At 72.5% G+C, this 21,781-nt stretch carries 21 protein-coding genes, 1 pseudogene and 1 riboswitch; of the genes and pseudogenes, 16 read left to right on the top strand and 6 right to left on the bottom strand.

All coding sequences use genetic code 11. The annotated features are described in order from the left end of the window. Nucleotides 1–57 precede the first annotated feature (57 nt). The 4 genes from GGG17_RS01170 to GGG17_RS01185 all read left to right on the top strand — a co-directional run bounded on the left by GGG17_RS01170 (nt 58) and on the right by GGG17_RS01185 (nt 6,051). Nucleotides 58–807, top strand: a complete 750-nt coding sequence (locus GGG17_RS01170) for a cobalamin B12-binding domain-containing protein (RefSeq protein ID WP_154591979.1) — start codon at nt 58–60, stop codon at nt 805–807. A 104-nt stretch (nt 808–911) separates the two neighbouring features. Further along, complete coding sequence (locus GGG17_RS01175; protein WP_311966336.1) at nt 912–4,391, top strand: DEAD/DEAH box helicase; 3,480 nt, start codon at nt 912–914, stop codon at nt 4,389–4,391. Between the two features lie 128 nt (nt 4,392–4,519). Further along, nucleotides 4,520–5,362: a DUF4328 domain-containing protein gene (locus GGG17_RS01180; protein WP_154591980.1), complete on the top strand. Its 843-nt coding sequence runs from the start codon at nt 4,520–4,522 to the stop codon at nt 5,360–5,362. After that, nucleotides 5,359–6,051, top strand: coding sequence for a DUF4328 domain-containing protein (locus GGG17_RS01185; RefSeq protein WP_154591981.1), 693 nt, complete (start codon nt 5,359–5,361; stop codon nt 6,049–6,051). Before GGG17_RS01180 ends, GGG17_RS01185 begins: the two co-directional genes overlap by 4 nt. 341 nt (nt 6,052–6,392) lie before the next feature. Here the strand turns inward: GGG17_RS01185 and GGG17_RS01190 are convergent, their stop codons facing one another. Beyond that, nucleotides 6,393–7,682, bottom strand: a complete 1,290-nt coding sequence (locus GGG17_RS01190; protein ID WP_154591982.1) for a citrate synthase — start codon at nt 7,680–7,682, stop codon at nt 6,393–6,395. On the opposite strand from GGG17_RS01190, the gene GGG17_RS01195 reads away from it, so the two are divergent. After that, the gene (locus GGG17_RS01195; RefSeq protein ID WP_154591983.1) at nt 7,681–7,839 is read left to right on the top strand and encodes a hypothetical protein; all 159 of its coding nucleotides are present in this window, start codon (nt 7,681–7,683) and stop codon (nt 7,837–7,839) included. The genes GGG17_RS01190 and GGG17_RS01195 overlap by 2 nt on opposite strands. On the opposite strand, the gene GGG17_RS01200 is transcribed toward GGG17_RS01195, so the two are convergent. After that, nucleotides 7,840–8,685, bottom strand: coding sequence for an alpha/beta fold hydrolase (locus GGG17_RS01200; protein ID WP_195849073.1), 846 nt, complete (start codon nt 8,683–8,685; stop codon nt 7,840–7,842). A 61-nt stretch (nt 8,686–8,746) separates the two neighbouring features. Between GGG17_RS01200 and GGG17_RS01205 the strand changes: the two genes are divergently transcribed. Together GGG17_RS01205 and GGG17_RS01210 are read left to right on the top strand one after the other, a co-directional pair. Next, the gene (locus tag GGG17_RS01205; RefSeq protein WP_154591985.1) at nt 8,747–9,208 is read left to right on the top strand and encodes a DUF6328 family protein; all 462 of its coding nucleotides are present in this window, start codon (nt 8,747–8,749) and stop codon (nt 9,206–9,208) included. 104 nt (nt 9,209–9,312) lie between these two features. Next, nucleotides 9,313–9,858 carry a YceI family protein gene (locus GGG17_RS01210; RefSeq protein WP_154591986.1) on the top strand — a complete coding sequence of 182 codons (546 nt, stop codon included), beginning with the start codon at nt 9,313–9,315 and terminating at the stop codon, nt 9,856–9,858. Between the two features lie 98 nt (nt 9,859–9,956). Here the strand turns inward: GGG17_RS01210 and GGG17_RS01215 are convergent. After that, nucleotides 9,957–10,775 (bottom strand): annotated as a pseudogene (locus GGG17_RS01215) (purine-cytosine permease family protein); the annotation flags it as partial. Between the two features lie 140 nt (nt 10,776–10,915). Further along, on the bottom strand, nt 10,916–11,764 hold the full coding sequence (locus GGG17_RS01220; RefSeq protein WP_154591987.1) for an aldo/keto reductase: 849 nt from the start codon (nt 11,762–11,764) through the stop codon (nt 10,916–10,918). Between the two features lie 59 nt (nt 11,765–11,823). On the opposite strand from GGG17_RS01220, the gene GGG17_RS01225 reads away from it, so the two are divergent. Then, complete coding sequence (locus tag GGG17_RS01225) at nt 11,824–12,633, top strand: PIG-L deacetylase family protein (RefSeq protein ID WP_154591988.1); 810 nt, start codon at nt 11,824–11,826, stop codon at nt 12,631–12,633. Between the two features lie 13 nt (nt 12,634–12,646). Here GGG17_RS01225 and GGG17_RS01230 read toward each other — a convergent pair whose 3' ends face one another. Then, on the bottom strand, nt 12,647–14,596 hold the full coding sequence (locus tag GGG17_RS01230) for an amino acid transporter (RefSeq protein ID WP_311966337.1): 1,950 nt from the start codon (nt 14,594–14,596) through the stop codon (nt 12,647–12,649). Between the two features lie 153 nt (nt 14,597–14,749). Here GGG17_RS01230 and GGG17_RS01235 point away from each other — a divergent pair, with 153 nt between their 5' ends. Then, nucleotides 14,750–15,121 (top strand): roadblock/LC7 domain-containing protein, encoded by a 372-nt coding sequence (locus GGG17_RS01235; protein ID WP_154591989.1) that lies wholly within the window; start codon nt 14,750–14,752, stop codon nt 15,119–15,121. A 44-nt stretch (nt 15,122–15,165) separates the two neighbouring features. Here the strand turns inward: GGG17_RS01235 and GGG17_RS01240 are convergent, their stop codons facing one another. Then, on the bottom strand, nt 15,166–15,705 hold the full coding sequence (locus GGG17_RS01240; RefSeq protein ID WP_195849074.1) for an SRPBCC domain-containing protein: 540 nt from the start codon (nt 15,703–15,705) through the stop codon (nt 15,166–15,168). Nucleotides 15,706–15,890: 185 nt separating this feature from the next. On the opposite strand from GGG17_RS01240, the gene GGG17_RS01245 reads away from it, so the two are divergent. From GGG17_RS01245 to metB, 7 genes are all read left to right on the top strand, one after another. After that, nucleotides 15,891–16,106: a hypothetical protein gene (locus GGG17_RS01245; RefSeq protein ID WP_019286717.1), complete on the top strand. Its 216-nt coding sequence runs from the start codon at nt 15,891–15,893 to the stop codon at nt 16,104–16,106. A gap of 68 nt (nt 16,107–16,174) precedes the next feature. Then, nucleotides 16,175–17,446 (top strand): FUSC family protein, encoded by a 1,272-nt coding sequence (locus tag GGG17_RS01250; RefSeq protein WP_154591991.1) that lies wholly within the window; start codon nt 16,175–16,177, stop codon nt 17,444–17,446. An 18-nt stretch (nt 17,447–17,464) separates the two neighbouring features. Then, the gene (locus GGG17_RS01255) at nt 17,465–18,205 is read left to right on the top strand and encodes a class I SAM-dependent methyltransferase (RefSeq protein ID WP_154591992.1); all 741 of its coding nucleotides are present in this window, start codon (nt 17,465–17,467) and stop codon (nt 18,203–18,205) included. Nucleotides 18,206–18,259: 54 nt separating this feature from the next. Continuing rightward, the gene (locus GGG17_RS01260; protein ID WP_154591993.1) at nt 18,260–18,868 is read left to right on the top strand and encodes a hypothetical protein; all 609 of its coding nucleotides are present in this window, start codon (nt 18,260–18,262) and stop codon (nt 18,866–18,868) included. Nucleotides 18,869–18,970: 102 nt separating this feature from the next. Then, nucleotides 18,971–19,408: a DUF6918 family protein gene (locus GGG17_RS01265; protein WP_154591994.1), complete on the top strand. Its 438-nt coding sequence runs from the start codon at nt 18,971–18,973 to the stop codon at nt 19,406–19,408. A 75-nt stretch (nt 19,409–19,483) separates the two neighbouring features. Then, complete coding sequence (locus GGG17_RS01270; RefSeq protein ID WP_154591995.1) at nt 19,484–20,221, top strand: GAF and ANTAR domain-containing protein; 738 nt, start codon at nt 19,484–19,486, stop codon at nt 20,219–20,221. Between the two features lie 86 nt (nt 20,222–20,307). Beyond that, a riboswitch (SAM riboswitch) is annotated at nt 20,308–20,428 on the top strand. Nucleotides 20,429–20,509: 81 nt separating this feature from the next. Next, on the top strand, nt 20,510–21,679 hold the full coding sequence (metB, locus tag GGG17_RS01275) for a cystathionine gamma-synthase (protein ID WP_154591996.1): 1,170 nt from the start codon (nt 20,510–20,512) through the stop codon (nt 21,677–21,679). Nucleotides 21,680–21,781: the final 102 nt, after the last annotated feature.

A 21,781-nucleotide genomic window follows, 5' to 3' on the forward strand; every position in this document is an offset into this window, starting at 1 on the left:
TCATCCGTCCGGGCGCATCCCGCACCGCCGTCACGACCGGCGACGTAGGGTGACCCGGTGCCCGACCGCCTCCCTCCCCCCATCGCGCTCGGCGACGTGGCGCGCCGCGGCCCGCAACGGGGCCAGGCCGTCCTCACCGATGCCTCCGCCCACGTCGACGCCGTCCTGACGGCTGTCGCCGCCCTCGACCCCGTCGCCCTGGGGAGCGCGATCGGCGACGCCTTTGCCGCGGGCTCGGTCGAGCACGTCATCCAGCTGGTCCTCATGCCGCTGCTGCGCGAGATCGGCGACCAGTGGGAGAGCGGCCGCCTGAGCGTGGCCCACGAGCACCTGGCCAGCGGTGTCCTGGCTCGCTGGCTGTCGGCGCTGGCGCAGGAGGTGCCGCCCGGCTCGCGGCACACGGCGGTGCTCGCCTGCCCGCCGGGGGAGCGGCACGACCTGGTGCTCAGCTGCTTCGCGCTGCTCCTGCAGCGGGAGGGCTGGCGGGTGCTGCTGCTCGGCGCCGACACCCCCACGGCCGCGATCGCCGTGACCTGCCAGCAGTCGGCGGCGGACCTGCTGGTGCTCGCAGGCTCTCGCCCCTCGGTGTTCACCTCCCGGTCGGCGAGCATGCGTCGGCTGTGCGGGCAGTACCGCACGGCCATCGGTGGCGGCGGCGCCACCCCCGAGGTGGCGCGCGAGCTGGGGGCGGTGGCGCTGCCCCCGGACCCGGTGCTGGCGGTGGACGTGGCGGCGAGCCTCGTGCGCGAGCCCGGCCCGGGGCCCGCCTCGATGGACGTCGACGCGCACCTGGCCGGCGCCTCCTGAGCTGCTGCCTCGCGCCTCGAGCCGGGGGTTGCCGTGCGCGGCCGGGGGGGTCTGTCGGTCCCGGTGGCTAGGGTGGGGCCGTCGGGGTGGTTAAGGAGGGCAACGTGGTGCAGCTGGTGCAGGCGACGCGCCTGACCGATCTGGACGCGGTGGTGCTGGCTCGCCTGTGCGGGTCGGGATCGGTCCAGCGGGGTCAGGGCTATGCCCAACGAGACAGGGTGCTCGACATCGTGCCGTCCGGCGACCGACGTCGCCTCCACGGCACCGTCGAGGGCTCGCGGGCCAAGCCGTACGCCGCCTGGGCGGAGCTGCGCGACCACCCCGGCCGGCCCGGGCACTCGACCTGGACCTCGTCGTGCACCTGCCCTGTCGGTGCCGACTGCAAGCACGTGGTCGCCCTGATCCTGCAGGCCCAGGTGCGCGACGCCGAGGAGCGCGCCGAGTCCGGCGCCCTCGACGACTCCGGTGGTCACTGGTGGCGGGGTATGCCGCCCGCCCACCGTGCCCACTGGCGCGAGGCCCTCGGCGCGGTGGCGGCCGACGACGTCCCCGATCGCGTGGCCCTGCAGCTGTCGGTGGCGCAGCCGTCGCGGGGGCACGCCGAGTGGGGGACGAGCATCGTCCTCACGCCGCTGGTCGAGGGGGCGCGCGGGTGGATCCGCACCGGCATCAGCTGGACCGGCCTGGACCCCGGCGCGCTCTACGGCACCGTCAAGGCCGACATCGACCCGCTGCAGGAGCAGGCTCTGCAGGAGATCACCCGCGCGGTGCGGGCGCGACGCACGGGGTCGGCCTATGCCGCCGTCGAGCGCGTCACGCTCGGCGAGGTGGGCCCCGCCGCCGTGCGGCTGCTGCGGGACGTCGAGGCGTCCGGGGTCGCCCTGATCGACGCGTCCGGCCGCCCGGTGCAGGTCGCCGAGGAGTCCGGGCGGTTCGAGCTGCACCTCGGGCGCGAGGAGAGCGAGCGGGGGCCCGAGGTCGTCATGCGGGCGCGTCTCGCGCTGCCCGACGTGCTCGAGGGTCTCGACACGGATCCGATCGGCCTGCCCGCCGTCGGGCTGCACGCCACCACCGACGAGGGCCTGGTCATCGTGGGGCTCGACCCTCCGCTGACACGCGTCGAGGAGTCCCTGCTGCGCGAGAGCGCGCTCCGGGTCCCGATGGAGGACTGGCCGAGCTTCGTCATCGAGCAGCTCCCCGCGCTGCGGCGCCGGGTGCACGTCGTGCTCGACCCCGAGCTGGAGACCGACGCCTCCGCCCACCCTCGGCTGCTCGTCGAGGTGACGCCTCACCCCGGCCACCTCACCGAGGTCGCGCTGGGCTGGCGCTACGACGTCGCCGGGCAGCACGTCGACATCCACCCCGTCGCGCGCGAGCTGCCGATGTCCTCCGGCGGGGCCTCGCGGCGGGCCCGGCACGCGCAGCGATGGTCGCCGCGCGACCCGGCCGCCCACGCGGCCGAGCGGCTGCGTGACCCCGAGGCCGAGGCCCTCGTGGTCGGGCGGCTCGACGCCGTGCTGCGGCCCGTGCTGGCGGGCGGCCTGCCGCCCGGGACCGACTGGACCCAGGCGCATCGCGTGGTGCTGCCGCCCGCGCTGACCATCGCCCTGGCCGACGCCCTGCCGGCGCTGCGGGACGACCCGGACGTCGTGGTCGAGCAGAGCTCGGTGCTGCCGGAGTACGTCGAGGCGAGGTCGGCGCCGGTCGTGTCGCTGGGCCTGGACGAGGTGGGCGGCGACGACAACGAGGCGGGCCGCGGCGTCGGGTCCGACGCACCGGGATCGAGCCGCACGGGCCGCACCTCGACGTCAGCGGGCGGTCAGGGCGTGAGGAGCACCGACTGGTTCGACCTGGACGTGTCGGTGACCGTCGACGAGCAGGACGTGCCGCTGCGTGAGCTCATCGTGGCCCTCGCCACCGGCCAGGAGGTCCTGGTCCTGCCGTCGGGCACCTGGCTGCGGCTGGACGACGAGCGCCTGATTGCGCTCGCGGCGATCCTGCGCGAGGCGGCCGACCTGCAGGACGGGCCCGACGGGCCGCTGCGGGTCAACGCCCTGCACGCCGGGCTCTGGGACGAGCTCGTGGAGCTCGGCGTCGTCGAGCGCCAGAGCAGCCGCTGGCAGCAGACCGTCGACGCGCTGCTCGGCCTCGCCTCCGGCGACCGCCCCGTGCCCGAGGGCCTGCAGGCGACGCTGCGCCCCTACCAGCTCGACGGCTACCAGTGGCTCTCGCTGCTCTGGGAGGCCCGGCTCGGGGGGATCCTCGCTGACGACATGGGCCTCGGCAAGACCCTGCAGACCCTCGCGATGGCGTTGCGGGCCAAGGAGCAGGGCGACCTCGCGGACCCGCTGCTCATCGTGGCCCCGACCAGCGTCGTGGGCACCTGGGCGTCCGAGGCCGCGAGGTTCACCCCCGGCCTGCGCGTGACCACGGTGACGAGCACCCTGCGCAAGAGCGGCGCCACCCTCGAGACGGTGATGGGGGACGCGGACGTCGTCGTCACGTCATACGCGTTGGTCCGGCTCGACGAGGACGCCTATCTGTCCCGGCGCTGGGGCGGGCTCGTCCTGGACGAGGCGCAGTTCGTCAAGAACCACCAGGCCAAGACCTACCAGGTCGTGCGCCGCCTCGACGCGGGCATGAAGCTCGCCATCACCGGCACCCCGCTCGAGAACTCCCTCATGGACCTGTGGTCGCTGCTGTCCGTGGCCGCGCCCGGGCTCTACCCCCGGCCGGTCGACTTCCGAGACACCTACGTCAAGCCGATCGAGGCCGGTGAGGGCGCCGAGCTGCTGGCCACGCTGCGTCGCCGCATCCGGCCGCTCATGATGCGCCGCACCAAGGAGCAGGTCGCGCGGGAGCTGCCGCCCAAGCAGGAGCAGGTGGTCACGGTGCCGCTGCACCCGCGGCACCGCACCATCTACGACCGGCACCTGCAGCGCGAGCGGCAGCGACTGCTCGGGCTGCTCGACGAGGACTTCAGCAAGCACCGCATCGCGATCCTGCGCGCGCTGACGGCCATGCGTCAGCTGGCGCTGCACCCCGCCCTGGTCGACGACGCCCACGCCGGGGTCGGCGAGAGCGCCAAGATCGACCTGCTCGTCGAGCACCTGCACGAGCTCGCCGCAGAGGGCCACCGCGCCCTGGTGTTCAGCCAGTTCACCGGCTACCTGCGGCTCGTGCGCGAGCGCCTCGAGCGGGAGGGCATCGCCCACAGCTACCTCGACGGGCGCACCCGCAACCGCGCCGAGCGGATCGAGGAGTTCCGCACGGGCACCCAGCCCGCCTTCCTCATCTCGCTCAAGGCGGGCGGCTTCGGGCTCACCCTCACCGAGGCCGACTACGTCTACGTCCTCGACCCCTGGTGGAACCCCGCCGCCGAGGCCCAGGCCATCGACCGCACGCACCGGATCGGGCAGGACAAGCACGTCAACGTCTATCGCCTCGTGTCCGAGGACACCATCGAGGACAAGGTCGTGGCGCTGCAGCAGCGCAAGCGCGAGCTGTTCGCCCAGGTCGTCGACGACGGCGACGCGATGTCCGGCGCGGTCACGGCCGACGACATCCGCGGGCTCCTCGACTAGAGGGGGCCCCAGGCCTCCCGGTAGCGGGGGTCTCGTTCAGGGGTCGCCATACACCCGAATGGGTGGTGAAAGAGGGGGACAAACCCGATCCCTCCTCACCCTGCGTGTCCACGGCGGACACTGTGCTCATGTCGACACCGACGTCGCCCGGCCACGAGGCCGGCGCCAGGCAGCAGAGCTCCGCCCACCAGCCGCAGGGCTGGTTCGCCGCACCACCCTCGGGACCGCCCCTCGACCGGAGCTTCCGGACGCTCGGCACGGCGCTGACCGTGCTGATCGGGCTCGTGGGACTCCTCGAGCTCGTCCAGCTCGCCGGGGGCATCCGGATGCTGCGACTCCTCGGCGAGGTCGGTTCCGGTCGCGAAGGGCTCGACTCCGACCTCGACGCCGCGGACCGCCTCACCCTCCAGATCCTCGTCCCCTGTCTGCTGCTCCTGCTCGCCGCCGGCATCTGCTGGCTGGTCTGGCAGCACCGGCTCGCCTCGAGCGCGAGGGTCGACCGTCGCGCGGTGCGGCGGTCGCCGGGCTGGCACGTTGGGTCGTGGTTCATCCCCGTCGTGAACCTGTGGTTCCCCTTCCAGAACGTCAGCGACCTCGACCGCGGGCTCGGGCACTTCTCCGACCGGGATCGGCGCCCGCCCCTGGTGGCGTGGTGGGTGCTCTGGCTGCTCGGCCTCGCCGTCACCCGCGTCTCGTCGGCGACGAGCTCCATGGCCGACACGCGTCTGGAGGCCGGTCAGGTGGAGGACGCGGTGTCGCTGATGTCGACGTCCGTGACGATGGACCTGGTGGGCACGATCCTCGGTGCCGTGTCGGCGATCCTCGCGATCCTGGTGGTCCGCAACCTCACCGAGCGCGCGACCCGGCCGGCCGACACGCCCTGGACCAGCCCCCACACGCACGTGCGGGCCGACCCGGGGACGCCGGGGACCAAGGGGACCACGGGGACCACGGGAGGTGCCGTCGGGTGAGCGTGCGGCCCGGCCTCGGACGCGGCTTCAGGCGCCTCGGGACCGCCGTCTGCGTCCTCGTCGGCGTGGTCGGTCTGCTGGACGCGCTGCTGCTCCAGGTGGGGATGAGCACGGTCGAGGCCTTCTACGACACCGCCACGGACGACGCGACCCACCAGCGTCAGCTCGTCTCCCTGGACCAGTGGGCGGTCGGCACCATGGTCGTCTACGCCCTCGTGTTCCTGGCGGCCGGGGTCTGCTGGATCGACTGGCAGGGGCAGCTCGCGTCGAGCCCGCGGCTGGAGCGCGCCGGCGGCCGGCTCCGACCGGGGTGGCACGCCTGGGCGTGGTTCGTCCCCGTGCTCAACCTGGTCCTGCCCGCTCTGGCGATGCGCCAGCTCGACCGGGGCCTCGGGGTGCCCGGTCGTCGTCGGCTGCGCTCCCCGCTGTGGGTGTGGTGGATCTCCTTCGTGCTCAGCGTGGTTCTCGGTCGGTATGCCGCCTGGCGCGCCTACGCCGTCGAGGACCTGGTCGGCGCGGGGGACCTGGACCGGGCGATCGACCTCTACGAGCGGTGTCTCGTCCTCGGCGTGATCGGCAACGCTCTCGGCGTCGTGGCCGCGGTCCTCGCGATCGGGATCGTCCACGACCTGACCGCACGAGCCCTGGAGCCGGTCCGCGACGACCTCGCCCCCGCCGCCGCGCGCTGACCCCGCGAGCGGGTGGGCGCGGGCGTCATACGGCCCGGTGGGTGAGGCCCAGGTGTGGGCGAGGTGCGGCGGGACCGCGATTTTGTCCCGTGGTGGGGTCCTTGGTGTGCGCGAGGTGCGTCGGGAGCGCGACTTTGCCCCGTGGTGGGGTCCTTGGTGTGCCCAAGGTGCGGCGGGAACGCGATTTTGTCCCGTGGTGGGGTCCTTGGTGGGCGCGAGGTGCGGCGGGAACGCGACTCTGCCCCTTGGTGGGCGCGAGGTGCGGCGGGAACGCGACTTGCCCCACAACGCGACGGCCCCCACCTCGATCAGGTGGGGGCCGCCGTGGCTCGGGTGAGGGGTCAGCTGCGCTGGTCGCGCGGGATCCAGTGCTGGTCGGTGGGGCCGGTGTAGATCTGGCGCGGACGGTAGATCCGACCCTTGGGGTCGTCGTGGATCTCCTTCCAGTTGGCGATCCAGCCGGGCATGCGACCGATCGCGAACATCACCGTGAACATGTTGGTCGGCAGGCCCATGGCGCGCAGGATGATCCCGCTGCAGAAGTCGACGTTGGGGTAGAGCTTGCGCTCCACGAAGTAGTCGTCCGACAACGCTGCCTCGGCGAGCTCGCCCGCGATGTCGAGCAGCGGGTCCTCGATCTGCAGCTCTTTGAGCATGTCGTCCGCCGCGGCACGGAGGATCTTGGACCGGGGGTCGAAGTTGCGGTAGACGCGGTGCCCGAAGCCCATGAGCTTCACGCCGTCTTCCTTGTTCTTGACCTTCTTGACGTACTCGGCGACGGGGATCTCCCGGTCCTTGATCTCCTGCAGCATGTCGATCACCGCGACGTTGGCGCCACCGTGCAGCGGGCCCCACAGGGCGCAGACGCCGGCCGAGCAGGAGGCGAACATGTTGGCCTCGGAGGACGCGACCATGCGCACCGTGGAGGTGGAGCAGTTCTGCTCGTGGTCGGCGTGCAGCAGCAGGAAGAGGTTGAGCGCCCGCGACACCGCCGGCGTCGGCTCGTAGTCCTTGTAGGGCTTGGAGAACATCATGTGCAGGAAGTTCTCGGCGTAGCGCAGGTCGTAGCGGGGGTAGACGATCGGCTCGCCCACGCTCGACTTGTAGGCGGCGGCCGCGATGGTGCGGACCTTGGACATGAGGACCGCAGCGGCGCGCTCGATCCCCGCGTCGTCGTTGGCCTCCCACACCTCCGGGTCGTGGGCCGAGAGGGTGTTGATCATGGCCGACAGGATCGCCATGGGGTGCGCGTTGGTGGGGTAGCCGTCGAAGTGCTTCTTCATGTTCTCGTCGAGCATGGAGTGCTCGGTGAGCATCCCCGCGAAGCGGTCACGGTCGGCCGTCGTCGGCAGCGTGCCGAAGATCACCAGCCACGCGGCCTCGATGAAGGTGGACTTCTCCGCGAGCTCCTCGATCGGGATGCCGCGGTAGCGCAGGATCCCCTGCTCGCCGTCGATGTAGGTGATGGCGGACCTGCACGAGCCGGTGTTGCCGTAGCCGTCGTCCAGCGTGATGAAGCCCGTCTCCGAGCGTAGCTTGCTGATGTCGATGCCGAGCTCGTGCTCGGTGCCCTCCACGACGGGCAGGTCGTAGGACTTGCCGTCGAGCTCCAGGCGGGCGGTGTGGCTCATGCGTGACCCCTTCTTCGCGGTGACTGCGATCTCCACCGTCACTCTACGAGCGTTGGCGGACCGCTGCAGCGGTGCCGAGGTGCGCTGCGCGCAGCGGCCGTATGCCGCGCCGGGTGGTGTGACCTTCGCCACGTCGGGGCGCCCCGGGCCGCCGTGATCAATGGGCGGCGAGCCAGGGGTCGACCACGGCGTGGAAGGCCTCGGTGCGGGTGCGGCGCACGCAGTGCTCGGCCCCGTCGACGACGGCCACCTCGATGCGGGGGTTGCCGAGCTCCTCGATGGCGGCGCGCACGGTCCCGTCGATGATCACGCCCTCGGTCCCGGTGACCACGAGCGTCGGCACCCGCAGCTCGGCGGCGATGGCGCGCCAGGGCTCGTCGAGGACGGCGCGCCCCGTCCGCAGGAGCTCCACGTCGCAGTCCGCACTGGCCTGCGCCCACGGCGTGAGCTCGCGTTCAGGCCACGTGGGGTTGGCGCGGCGCCCCTCCTCGGCGAGCGCCCGCACGTCCTCGCGGGCCCGCATGGTCTCGGCGATGCGCTCGCGCGCGGCGCTGCGGGAGTCCCGGCTCGACGGGTCTGGCGGCGTCGCGAACCACACCGGGTCCTCCAGGACGGCCGCGCGCACGGCGTCGGGCATCCGCGCGGACAGCGCGGCCGCCAGGCCCCCACCCATGGAGTGGCCGGCGACCAGCACCGGGGTCGCGTCCTGGTCCATGAGGCGGCCCACGAGGGCCCGGAGGGCGTCATACGCGCTCTCCATCAGGTCCGTGGAGGCCAGCTCCTGCGGGGTGAACCTGCGAGACTGGCCGTGGCCCAGGGCATCTGGGGCGATGACCACGTATGCCGAGCCCCACCGCCTCGCCGCGTCCTCCCACGAGGGGCCGCTATCGGTCAGGCCGTGCAGCATCAGCAGGCGCGGGGAACCCGGGGGAGCGTCGCCCGCCCAGGCGTGGACCGCGAGGCCCGATGCGTCCGTCGTGGTGATCCAGGGTGTGCCGGTCATGCCTCCACGGTATGTCTCATCCCGTCGGCCACGAGCGTGACGACGAGGAGCTGGAGGAAGCATGGACCGGGAACGCGACGAGACGTTCGCCGAGCGGATGGACCGCAACTGGAACGAGCTGCTCCAGGAGCTGCGGGTGACCCAGACGGGGATCCAGGTGCTGGCGGGCTTCTTGATCACCCTGCCGTTCCAGCAGCGGTTCACGACCTTGGGGGACGGGCAGGAGCGGCTCTACCTCGTCGTGCTGGTAGCCGCGCTCGTGTCGATCGTCCTGCTGATGACGCCGGTGATCATCCACCGCGTGCTGTTCCGCCGAGGGGTGAAGCAGCAGGTCGTCGAGGTGTCGGACCGGCTGGCGCGGGCGGGGTTCGTGTCGCTGGGGATCACCCTGGTGCTGGCCGCTGCCCTGATCGTGGGGGTGGTGACGGGATCGACGGGCGGGTGGGTCGCGGGGGCCGGCCTGGGTGTCGTGGTCGTGGGCCTGTGGCTCGTGCTGCCGCTGGCCCTGCGTCGCGGCGACTGAGCGGGCTTGCGCCCGCGTCCTTGACATCGGGAATGATCGACGTATCGTCGTAGTTGAAAGTTAAACAACATGCCAGCACCACCACGACCTCTCGAGGAGAACCCATGACCACGCTCCAGCAGCTCGACGGCACCTACGTCATCGACCCCGTCCACAGCCAGCTCGGTTTCGTCGCCCGTCACGCCATGGTCACCAAGGTGCGCGGCACCTTCTCGGAGTTCGAGGGCACCGCCACCACCGGCCCCGACCTGCAGGGCGCCCGGATCGAGCTCACCGCCCAGGTCGCCAGCGTCGACACCCGCAACGCCGACCGCGACGGCCACCTCAAGACCGGCGACTTCTTCGAGGCCGAGAAGTTCCCGACCCTGACCTTCCGCTCCACCTCCGTCGAGGCGGCGGACGCCGACACCCTGCGCGTCACCGGCGACCTCACCATCAAGGACGTCACCAAGCCGGTCACCATCGACTTCGAGTTCAACGGCGTCGCGACCGACCCCTACGGCAACCAGCGCATCGGCTTCGAGGGCTCCACCACCATCGTCCGCAGCGACTTCGGCATCTCCTTCAACGCCGCGCTCGAGACCGGCGGCGTCCTCGTCTCCGACAAGATCCAGCTGGAGCTCGAGGTCTCCGCGATCAAGCAGGCCTGATCTCGCGGCTCAGCCGTATGCCGAGAGGCGCCGACCCCGTCGTGGGTCGGCGCCTCTCGCGCGTCCCGCCCCGTCGCCGGTGGCCGAGGCCACCATGTCGGCCGCTCGAAGACGTCGCCGCAGGCCTGGCAGTCCAGCTCGGCTGCGGAGGGGTTGCCGTGGACGTCGAAGGGGTCCTCGCGGATCCCGTCGTCCGTGCGCCGCAGGTAGAAGCGCCCCCGGGTCGCGATGGCGAGCACGGGCGGCAGGAGCACCGACAGGACGACGGCGATCATCGGGGAGTAGGGCTGCAGGCCGTTGCCGAGGCCGCCGAAGAAGGCGGCGATCGACAGGCCGCCGGCGACGAGGACCGAGACGAACCCGACCGGGTTGATGTCGTGGAGCATGCCCCGGCGGAACTCCGGCGCCATGGGGGAGAGCCTCAGCAGGTACTTGTTGACCACGATGTCCGTGGCCACCGTCACGATCCAGGCGATGCCGAGGTTGGAGTAGAAGCCGAGGATGTCGTTGAGGAAGTCGAACATGTTGAGCTCCATGAGGAGCAGGGCCACCGCGACGTTGACGACGACGAAGACCAGCCGCCCCGGGTAGTGCTTCGTGACGCGGGTGAACGAGTTGGTCCACGCCAGCGACCCCGAGTAGGCGTTGGTGACGTTGATCTTGATCTGCGACAGGACCACCAGCACCACGGACAGGGTCATGGCCAGCCATCCGGGCATCATCTGGCCGTAGGCCGACAGGAACTGGTGGACCGGCTCGTTGGCGAACCCGGCGCCGCCCGCGACGTTGGTGATGAGGTACACCGCGAGGAAGAGGCCGATCATCTGCTTGAGGGCGCCGAAGAACACCCACCCGGGGCCGGCGATGATGACCGCGCTCGGGTCGCGTCGCGCAGCCCACGAGGGAGGCCGAGCCCGTGGGCGTATGACGTCCCCGTCCCCGTCCGCGTCCCTGTCCGCATCCATGGCCCCGTCCGGAGCCCGGTCGATGCCCCTGCCGGGGGTAGGGGCATCGACCTGGCGAACGAAGCCCGGCGGATGGGACTACCGGGGGTAGGTCACATCTCCTCGTGGGTGTCCGGGTCCGCGCCGAAGAGCCGCCCGTCGGGCCGGCCCAGCGCCGTGATCCCCGCCATCTCGTCCTCGCTCAGCTCGAAGCCGAACACGTCGAGGTTGCTGCGCTGCCGCTCCGGCAAGGCCGACTTGGGCAGCGGGACCACCCCGAGCTGCAGGTGCCAGCGGAGGATCACCTGGGTCGGGGTCACGCCGTGCGCCTCGGCGGGGCCCGTGACCGCGGGCGACCCCAGGGGGCCGTCGTCCTGGGCGCGGCCGAGCGGGCTCCACGCCTCGGTGCGGATCCCCAGGCGGTCGTGGGCCGCCCGCAGCTCCACCTGCGGGAACGCCGGGTGCAGCTCGATCTGGTTGACCGACGGCGTGATGCCGGTGCGCTCGATGACCCGCTCGAGGTGGGCCTCGGTGAAGTTGCTGACACCGATCGAGCGCACCAGCCCCCGCTCCTGCACGTCGACCAGCGCCTGCCAGGCCTGGACATACTGGCCCACGGAGGGGTTGGGCCAGTGGATCAGCACCAGGTCGAGGTAGTCCGTGCCGATCCGACGCAGCGAGTCCTCGACCGACTGCACGGCCAGGTGGTGCTCGTGGAAGCGTCCCGGGACCTTGGTGGTGACCAGCACCTCGGGGCGGGGGACCTCGGAGCGCACCAGCGCCTCGCCGACCTCGCGCTCGTTGTCGTAGTTGACGGCGCTGTCGATCAGCCGGTAGCCGGTCTGCAGGGCGCTGGTGATCGCGTCCACGCCCTCCACGCCCCTGAGCGGGTAGGTGCCGAAGCCGATCTGGGGCAGCGCGGTCCCGTCGTTGAGCGTGTGGGTGGGGATGGGGGTCGTCATACCTGCTCCTCCTGCGGTCGTGGGCGCCTGGTCGGGGCCGGTCCTGCCACACTGACCGTATGGCGAACGTCGTGTTCCTGCATGCCCACCCCGACGACGAGGCGTCCCAGACGTCCGGGTCGATGGCGCGGGCCTCGCGCGAGGGCCACCGTGTGGTCGTGGTCTACGGCACCAACGGCGACCACGGGGAGGTGCCGGCCGACCTCGCGCCGGGGGAGACGGTCGTGGACTACCGGCGGCGGGAGGCGGAGGCGTCCGCGCAGGTCACGGGCACGGCGCGGGTCGCCTGGCTGGGCTACGCCGACTCGGGCATGAGCGGGTGGGAGCAGAACTCCGCCGCCGACGCGTTCGCCTCCGCGGACCTGGACGAGGCGGCCGGGAGGCTGGCGGCCATCCTCGACGAGGAGGACGCCGACGTGCTCGTCGCCTACGACTGGCACGGGGGATACGGCCACCCGGACCACGTGCGCGTGCACCAGGTCGCGCACCGCGCGGTCGAGCTGGTGGCCCGCCGTCCCCGGCTGCTCGAGGTGACGATGAACCGCGACCACATGCGGCGGCAGTTCCAGGCGGCCAGGGACGCGGGCATGCCGATGGACTGGGACCCGGACGCGCCGATGGACGACGGCAACCCCCTCGGCACCCCCGAGGACGAGATCCACTGGCGCGTGGACGTGTCCGACCTGGTCGAGACCAAGCGCGCGGCGCTGGCCTGCCACCGCAGCCAGGCGACCGACATCGAGATGTTCCTCGCCATGCCGCTCGAGGTCTTCACGGCGGGCTTCGGTCAGGAGTGGTTCATCGAGCCGGGGCGCGAGCCCGGGCTGGTCGACGGGTGGTGGCTCGACGAGCCCCCCGTCGGGCGCTGAGCGAGCCCGCGCCTCAGCCGCCGACGTGCACGCGCGGCCGACGAGCGGGGTCGGGCTCGGCGATGCGCAGGATCTCGTGCGTCAGCGGCGGGATGTCGCCCTCGCCGCCGGACAGGAAGCGCAGCACGTTGTCCATCGGGTCGCGCTCGCTCCACTCGAAGTACGCGTGCGGCGGCTCCGGCATCAGGTCGCGGACGTAGAGCAGGAAGGCAGCGAGGACGTTGGACACCGAGGTGCCCGAGCAGCGCAGGATCTGGTGGTCGCCGGCGCGGCCGGCCGTGACCTGCACCGGCGAGGTGAAGTCGCTGGCGTCGTTGATGCGCACCTCGAGAAAGACGATCTGGTCCTTGGGGGAGATGTGGTTGCGCTCGCGGACGATGCGTTCCTTCTCGTCGTACTCGGCGAGATCGCCGGCCTGCATCTTGTTGGCGATGAAGCGGATCGGCTGCCGCCCGAGCGCCGCGCGCGCGAGCACGACGTCGGCCGCGTCGTCGATCTCGACGCCGGCCACGCGCAGCTCGCGGCTGCGGGTGACCCGCGACCACAGGCTGATGATCATGATGAGGGCCACGAAGACCAGCGCGATGACCAGACCGCCGGCGTGCGAGGCCATCGTCACCACGAAGGTGTAGACGAAGATCGCGCTCACGACCCCGAAGTAGGCGGCGGCCCGCCGGTGGCCGCGGCGCAGCTCGGTGAAGAAGACGGCCACCGCCGCCGAGGTCATCAGCGCGAGCACACCCGTGGCGTAGGCCGCGGCCTGCGCGTCGACCTTGGCCTCGAAGAACACGGTCACGATGGCGGCGATCAGGACGAACACGCACACGAGCGGCCGGGTCGAGCGGGCCCAGTCCGGGGCCATGCCGTAGCGCGGCAGGTAGCGGGGCACGATGTTGAGCAGCCCCGCGAGGGCCGACGCCCCGGCGAACCACAGGATGCCGACCGTGGTGACGTCATACACCGTCCCGAAGGTGTCCCCGAGACGCTCGTGCGCCAGGTAGGCGAGGGCGCGTCCGTTGGCCTCGCCCCCGGGCTGGAAGGCGGCGGGCGGGATCAGCAGCGTCGTGACGAAGGACGAGCCGAGCAGCGCGACGCTCATGATGCAGGCGGCGGTGGTCAGGAGCTTCTTGGCGTTGCGGATGCGCCCGCGCGGCTTGGCGAGGGTGTCGCCCGGCTCGCCCTGGATCAGGGGCATGACCACCACGCCCGTCTCGAAGCCAGACAGCCCGAGCGCCAGGGCGGGGAAGACGAGCAGGGCCGCCGCGATGATCCCGAACGGCGCCGAGTGCGTCGCCGTCATGGCGGCACCCCAGCCGGTGATCAGCGAGGGGTCGGCGAGGACAGCACGCAGGCCGTCGACCACGACCACGGCGCTCAGCGCCAGGTAGACGACCACGAGCACGACGGCGACGCCGATCGCCTCGGAGAAGCCCTTGAGGAAGACCGCGCCCAGAGCCAGGAGCAGCCCCAGGGTGAGCAGCACCTCGTGGCCGTGCAGGGCCGTGTGGAGCAGGGGGTTCTCGACGAGGTGGGCGCTCGCGTCGGCGGCGGAGAGGGTGATGGTGATGATGAAGCCCGTCATAATGAAGCCCAGCAGCGTCAGCACCAGCAGCTTGCTCGGCCAGTAGGCGAGGAGCTTCTGCAGCATCGAGAGGGAGCCGTCGCCGTGCGGGCTCTCGACGGCGACCCGGCGGTACATCGGGAGGGCGCCGAGGAGGGTGACCAGCACCAGCACGAGGGTGGCGACGGGCGCCAGCGCCCCTGCGGCGAGCGCCGCGATGCCGGGCTGGTAGCCGAGGGTGGAGAAGTAGTCGACACCGGTCAGGCACATGACCTTCCACCAGGGTTGGACGTCGTGCTGGCGGACGGCCTCCTCGGCCCGCTCGTAGTAGCCGCCCGGGTCGGCCTCCTCGGCGTCGAGGAACCATCGCATGAAGGGGCTGCGCGCCCGCGTGATCGTCACGAGCGACCAGGGTAGGGGCTGGGCCAGGGAGGTGGCGCCTCGGCACCTGCACCTCGCCCGAGGGGAGCAGCGGCCGTAGGGTGACGCCAACGATCTCGCTCGGCCCGTCCCCGCCCCGCTCCCCCCGTCCGCCTACGCAGGAGGCGCCCCCCCATGACCGACTACGCCCAGGCCATGGCCGACTGCCTCGGCATCGAGGGCGCCCTGGGGGCGGCGCTGGTGGACCAGAGCAGCGGTATGACGCTGGCGACCGCCGGGAACCCACCCGCGGTGGACCTGCACGTGGCGGCGGCGGGCAACAGCTCGGTCGTGCAGGCCAAGCTCCGCACCATCGAGGCGCTGGGCCTGGACGACGAGATCGAGGACATCCTGATCACGCTCGGTCGGCAGTACCACATCATCCGGCCCGTCTCGAGCCGCGAGGGGCAGGGGCTGTTCCTCTACCTCGTCCTGGACCGGGCTCGCGCCAACTTGGCGCTGGCGCGCTTCCGGCTCACCAAGATCGAGCAGGACTTCCGGATCTGACCAGCCGGCGGGGGTGACGGGTCGGGACGTGACCAGTCGGCGGCTCAGTGCTGCTGCTGGGCGAACAGCACGTCGTAGCCGTCGCGCAGCTGGTCCCAGCCGTAGCGGCGGGCCGCCTCGGTGCCCACGGGGCGGCTGACGTCGTGCCCGGCGGCGCGGGCCTCGAGCCCGGCGAGGCACAGGTGCCACCCCGCGGCGAGCGAGCTGGCCTGGGTGGGGTCCTCGAGCACCTGCCGCAGGGTGAGCCGCGAGCCTCGTTCGTGCGCGGCGACGCTCCAGCGCAGCTCGTCGGCGCCCCAGCGGTGCACGAGCTCGCGGGGCGGCTCGGCGACGAGCACCTCGGCGTCGACGGGCTCGTCGTCGGCGTTCTCGCGCGAGATGGCCGGGCCCACGGTGTCGAGGGGGCGGTCGCCGACGACCGGGGACCACGTGGCGGCGAGCTGCGGGTCGGTGATGAGCGCCCAGGTCTGCTCGGGGGTGCTGGGCAGCTCGTGCACCATCGTCAGCACGGCCTCGCCCTGCGTGGTGGCGAGCGTGGCGTCGACGGTGCGGGACTCGACAAAGCTGGTCAGCAGATCGTTCACCGGGGGCTCCTCGTGGCTGGTGGGTCTGGACCCATTGTGTCGTCTCGCGACTCGGGTGGCGCACCGTGCCCCCGCGTGCGCGTCCTGGACCATCCGTGTGGGATGGACCACGAAGGTCCTGGAGGCCACCCGGGGCCGTGCACACTGGTGCCAGCAACCCTACCGACCGGTATGAAAGGCATGTCATGGGCAAGTACGACATCAGCACCACCACCATCGGGGACCTGCTCAAGGACCCCCAGGCCGTGGAGATCTTCGACAAGCACGCCCCCGGGCTGACCTCCCACCCGATGATCGGGATGGCCAAGGGGATGAAGGCCGAGAAGGCCATGAAGATGGCCTCCGGCAAGATCCCCCAGTCGCGGCTCGACGCGATCGTCAGCGAGATCTCCGCGCTCTAGCCTCACTCGGGCGCGTGGACGCGCACGGCGTCCGCCATACGGGCTGGTCGTCGTGACACCCTGGTCGCATGACGTCGCCCGGTGTGCGCGCGCGGAGGCCGCGGCACGTGGCCGCCACGGCGTGGTCGCGGGTCTGGCCCGGCGGACCCACCCGGTGGCGCGACGTGCCGCGCCGCGTGCGGCCGACCGTCATGCAGGTCGGCCGCCTGACGGTCGCGGGGGTGCTCGCCTACCTGCTCACGGCCGCCCTGACCGAGGGTGCGATCGACCTGACCGGGGCGCTCACCGCCATCCTGGTCTGCCAGGCGTCCACGCTGTCGTCGGTGCGCATGGGGGCCGTGCGGGTGGGGGCGGTGCTGACGGGCGTCCTCGTCGCCGTCGCCGTGTCGAGCATGGTGGGGCTGACCTGGTGGTCGCTCGGGATCGCCATCGGCTCGTCGCTGATCCTCGCCAAGGTCTTTCGCCTCGGCGACCAGGCCCTGGAGACACCCATCTCCGCGATGCTCATCCTGTCGGCGGGTGGGCAGGAGCTCGCCGTCGAGACGCGCGTGGTGACGACCTTCATCGGCGCCTTCGTCGGCGTGGGCATCAACCTGTTCTTTCCTCCGACGATCCCGACGCGCGCGGCCACCTCGTCGGTGCGCTGGGTCGCCCTGGAGCTCGCCGAGGCGGTCGACCGCGTGGCGGACAGCCTTGCCACGACGCCGCTGGTGCGCCAGGACTGCGAGCAGTGGCTCGACGAGGTGCGTGGCCTCAGCAGCCGCGTCGCCCGCGCCACCACGCTGGTCCAGCAGGTCAAGGACGCGCGCCGGCTCAACCCGCGGGCGCTCGCGTCGGTCAGCGCCGAGCCCCCCTTGCGCACCGGGCTGGACCGGCTCGAGCAGTGCCAGCTGGCAGTGCGCAGCCTGCTGCTGCTGATGGTCGAGAGCGCGCCGCCCGAGGGTGAGGACGACGGCTACACCGAGGAGGTGCGGGTCGCCTTCAGCGTCGTGCTGTCCGACGTCGCCGATTGCCTGCGGGCCTTCGGCGACCTGGTGGCCTCCGAGGCGGGCGCCGAGATCGGGGACGTCGAGGAGCAGCTGGAACAGACCCTGGAGACCTTGGGGGAGACCCGCGCGGTGCTCACCGAGCTCATGCTGGTCGACCCCCGCTCCGAGACGGGCCAGTGGATGCTGCGGGGGTCCACCCTCGCTGCCGTGCAGCAGGTCCTCAACGTCCTCGCGGTCGACGTGCGGCGCCGCGAGCGGGAGCACTGGGAGTCGACGGCCCGGGTGACGGTCCCGATCTCGCCCCTGCTGCGCGACGCCCTGCCAGACTGGCGGAGCCAGCGCCACCCCTGACCCTCCCCTGGAGGTGCCATGCGCACGACGTCCGGACGCCCGGAGCCCGCGCGGTCCCGGCTGCCCGACTGGTGCGCCGACCTGCTCGACCGGCCGGACGCCCTGCACCGGGTGGCCGGCCGGGTGTGGTCCACCACGCCCGGCCTGAGCGCTCGCTCGGCGCCCCGCGACCGCGGGGCCGAGGGGTATGACGCCCTCGCGGCCTCGCGCGGCTACCTCCGCACGGCGTGGGGCCTGGACCCGGTGGACCAGCGGTCGTTCGCGCGGGCGGCCCTCGCGTCGCGGCGCGGCCCGATGGTCGACGTGGCCTGCGGGGGGCTGGCGCTCACCGCCGACCTCTACGCTCGGGCCGCTCGCCCGCTGCTGCTGGTGGATCGGTCGCTGGCTGTGCTGCTGCGGGCCGAGGAGCGCCTGGCCCGCCGCGGGGAGGTCGTGCTGGTGCAGGCGGAGCTCGACGCCCTGCCGCTGCGCCCGCGGTCGGTCGACACCGTGGCCTGCCTCGGCGTGCTGCACCTCGTCCCCGACGCGGACCGGCTCGGGGAGCGGCTCGCCTCCTGGGTCCGGCCGGGCGGCACGCTGCACGCCTCCAGCCTCACCCGCGGTCGGCGCGGCAGCGACGCCCTGCTGGAGGCGCTCCACCGCGCCGGCGAGCTCGCCCGCCCCAGGACCCCCGAGGAGGTCGTGCGGTCCCTGCCCCTGCCCCGACCCCGCGTCGTGCAGCGCGGCGCGATGACCTACGTCGACGGGGTGGTGGCCTGACCACTTCGCCGTCTCGGGAGGCGAAAGCCCTGGGGGGTCGCTAGCGTCGACACCATGACCCCTCCCTCCGACGACGAGCGACGCCGTCGGGAGCTCCGGGCGCGCGAGAGGTCCCGGCGCGGGCACCCCGTGGGCCGCGAGCTGCCGGGCGCGGCCGTGCCCCCGGTCGTGGCCCGCCTCGGCGAGGTGCTCGCCACGGGCACCCCCCTGGACGCCCTGCTGGAGGTCTCGGCCCTGCTCCACGAGGTGGGCGGGGGCAGCGCGGAGCTCGACACCCGCTGGCTGGTGTCCGCGCTGGTGGAGCACGACGACGCGGTGACGACGACGGCCCTGGCCGTCCTGTCCCGCCTGCTGGGCGACGACGTCCTGCGGGCCCGCGTCAAGCGAGAGATGCGGTTGCGCGAGGACCCGGTCCCCGGCTGGGCGGCCGACCTGGACTCCCTGGTCCGCCTCGCCGGCCGGACCGACCAGACCGTGCTGATCGAGCTGGCCGAGCCGCTCGCGCTGCGGCCCATGGCGCACCTGCACGCGCGCCTCGACCCCGCGGACGGCCGGGTGCTGGACGGGCGGGTCGTGCCCTCCGGGCCCCTGTCGTCCTGGCCCGGCTGCGGGCCGCTCGTGCGGTGGGCCGTGCGGGTCGCGCCGACCGCCGCCGCGACCTAGGGTGGGCGTCGGCCGGGCGGCTGCGACGAGCCGTCGTGCGGGCGGTCCCCGGCATACGACCTCTCCCGCCGTCGCTCACCCTCCCGACCGTAAGGCTCCACGATGTCCACCACCTTGACCGAGACCCTGCTCGCCCCCACCCGTCGCGACACCGTCGTCGACACCCTCGTGGGCGTCATCGACGCCGAGGTCGCCGGCAAGCGAGGCGTGGGCGGCGCCATCATCAAGACGGCCTACGGCGCGGTCAAGAAGGTCAACGACGGTGTCGTCCGCCGGGCGGTCGACGGCATGCTGCCCGACGCGGCCTCCTCGCTGCATCCGCTGTGGGACGCGCGCGGCGACCAGGCGTTCGCGTCCTACCTCACCGCCCACGGGGACCAGGCCGCCGACGCCCTGCTGGCGGTCAGCGACACCCGCGCCGCCAACCCGCGTCACGCCGCGATCGCCACGGTCTACAACGGGGTCCGCCCCAAGGCCAAGCAGCTCGTCATGGAGGCCCTCCCACGCCTCGGGGCGGCCATCGAGACCCTGGCGTCGTGAGGGTCGGTGACCCGTCGTTAGACTCCAGGTCACCCTGCTCCTCGTCACCGTCGCGTCACCCCGCTTGGAGGCTCCATGCCCCACAGAGTGGAGCCCACCGAGGTCTTCGCCCGGCTCAACGTCCTGATCCACGGCCGCCCCGAGGCGCGGGCCGTCTACCAGGCCGTCGTCGCCGCAGCCGTCCAGCTCGTCGACGGCTGCGACCACGCCTCGATGATGCTCGTCGACCGCCGCGGCCGCTTCTACAGCGCCGCCGCCACCGATGACGTCGCCCTGGCGGTGGACGACATCGAGCTCGCCGTCGACGACGGGCCGTGCGTGGACGCCATCGTCGAGGAGTCCTTCCAGCACGACCCGGACCTCGAGGACGGCTCGCAGTGGCCCGAGCTGGCGCGCCGGGTCGTCGCCGAGACCTCCGTGCGCGGCCTCATCGGCTACCGCATCCTGCTCGACGGCGAGAAGGTCGGGGCGCTCAACCTGTTCTCCGACACCGCCGGTGCGTTCACGTCCAACTCGACGGACCAGGCGGCGGTGCTGGCGGCGTTCGCCTCGGTGGCGGTGATGACGGTGCGGGCGCAGGCCGACAGCGCCAACCTGGAGCGGGCGCTCGGCACCTCCCGCGAGATCGGCAAGGCGGTGGGCCTGCTCATGGCCGCCCACAAGGTCGACGACGAGGAAGCCTTCGAGCTGCTGCGCAGGACCAGCCAGGACCTCAACATCAAGCTGGCCACGCTGGCCGAGGAGGTCGTCCAGGGGCAGCGCGTGCAGTACATCGCCAACAAGCGCCTCGCCAGCGATCACCTCGTCGACTAGCGCCGCCGGCGAGCACGCGAGCCTTTCGTCGCCCGAGTGCTGGACATCCCCTGTCCAACCGGTGGCGGACCGCTAGGCTGCAGGCACATCCATCACGACCGGCTGAGGGACAGGCCCGACGACGCCGGGGCAACCGCCCGAGGGGGAGACCCCGAGGGTCAGGTGCCAAGTCCTGCGGGGGCCTCGCGGCCCACCGGCAGATGGGTCGATGCGCCGGCGCGCCCGGCATACCGCTCGTGGTGTCGACCGCAGGACTGGGCCCGCTCAGCACCTGCGAAAGGCGACATCATGACCGAGCTGTCCCGCCTCACCCGCGCGATCCGCGCCGGACTCGAGACCGACCCGGCCCACGGCGCTGTGGTCCCCCCGATCTACCTGTCGAGCAACTACACGTTCGAGAGCTTCGGCACGCCGCGCCGCTACGACTACACCCGGTCCGGCAACCCGACGCGTGACCAGCTCGGCGACGCGCTGGCCACCCTCGAGGGCGGCGCCGGCGGGGTCATCACCGCCACCGGCATGGGGGCGATCACCGTCGTCGTGTCGGCGCTGCTGTCGCCCGGGCAGCGGATCGTCATCCCGCACGACTGCTACGGCGGGTCGTGGCGGCTCTTCGACACGATGTCGCGCAAGGGCGCCTTCGAGCTGGTGACGGTCGACTACACCGACGCGGCGCAGGTCGAGGCCGCGCTGGGCGCCGACCAGGCACCGACGGTCGTGTGGATCGAGACGCCGTCCAACCCGCTGCTGCGCATCACCGACGTCCGCGCCGTCGCCCGGCGGGCGCACGAGGTGGGGGCGGTCGTGGTCGCCGACAACACCTTCCTGTCGCCGCTGCTGTGCCGCCCGCTGGAGCTGGGCTGCGACGTGGTCGTGCACTCGACCACGAAGTACGTCAACGGCCACTCCGACGTCGTCGGCGGCGCCGTCATCGGCGGGACCGAGGAGCTGCACGAGCAGCTCGGCTGGTGGGCCAACGTGCTCGGCCTGACCGGGAGCCCGTTCGACAGCTACCAGACGCTGCGGGGGCTGCGGACCCTGCACACCCGAATGCGCGCCCACGAGGACAACGCTCGCGCCGTCGCGGAGCTGATCGCCGCGCACCCGGCCGCGTCCGCCACCTACTACCCGGGCCTGCCGGACCACCCGGGGCACGAGCTCGCGGCGTCGCAGCAGGACGGCTTCGGGGCGATCGTGTCGCTGGAGCTGGCAGGTGGCGAGCCGGCGGTGCGGGCGTTCCTGGACGGGCTGGAGTGCTTCTCGTTGGCCGAGTCGCTCGGCGGGGTCGAGTCGCTGGTCGTCCACCCGCCGACCATGACGCACGCGTCGATGACCCCCGAGGCGCGGGCCGTGGCCGGCATCAAGGACAACCTCCTGCGCCTGTCGATCGGCATCGAGGCGACCGAGGACCTGGTCGCGGACGTCCAGGCCGCCCTCGACCGCGCCGCCACCGCCTGACCTACCGGGGGTAGGGGCATCAGCCGGCCTTCGTACCCCAGGCTGATGATCCCGCCGGGGGTAGGGGCATCAGCCGGCCTTCGTACCCCAGGCTGATGATCC

Source organism: Arsenicicoccus cauae, assembly GCF_009707125.1.
In the GTDB taxonomy this organism is placed as follows: Bacteria; Actinomycetota; Actinomycetes; order Actinomycetales; family Dermatophilaceae; genus Arsenicicoccus; species Arsenicicoccus cauae.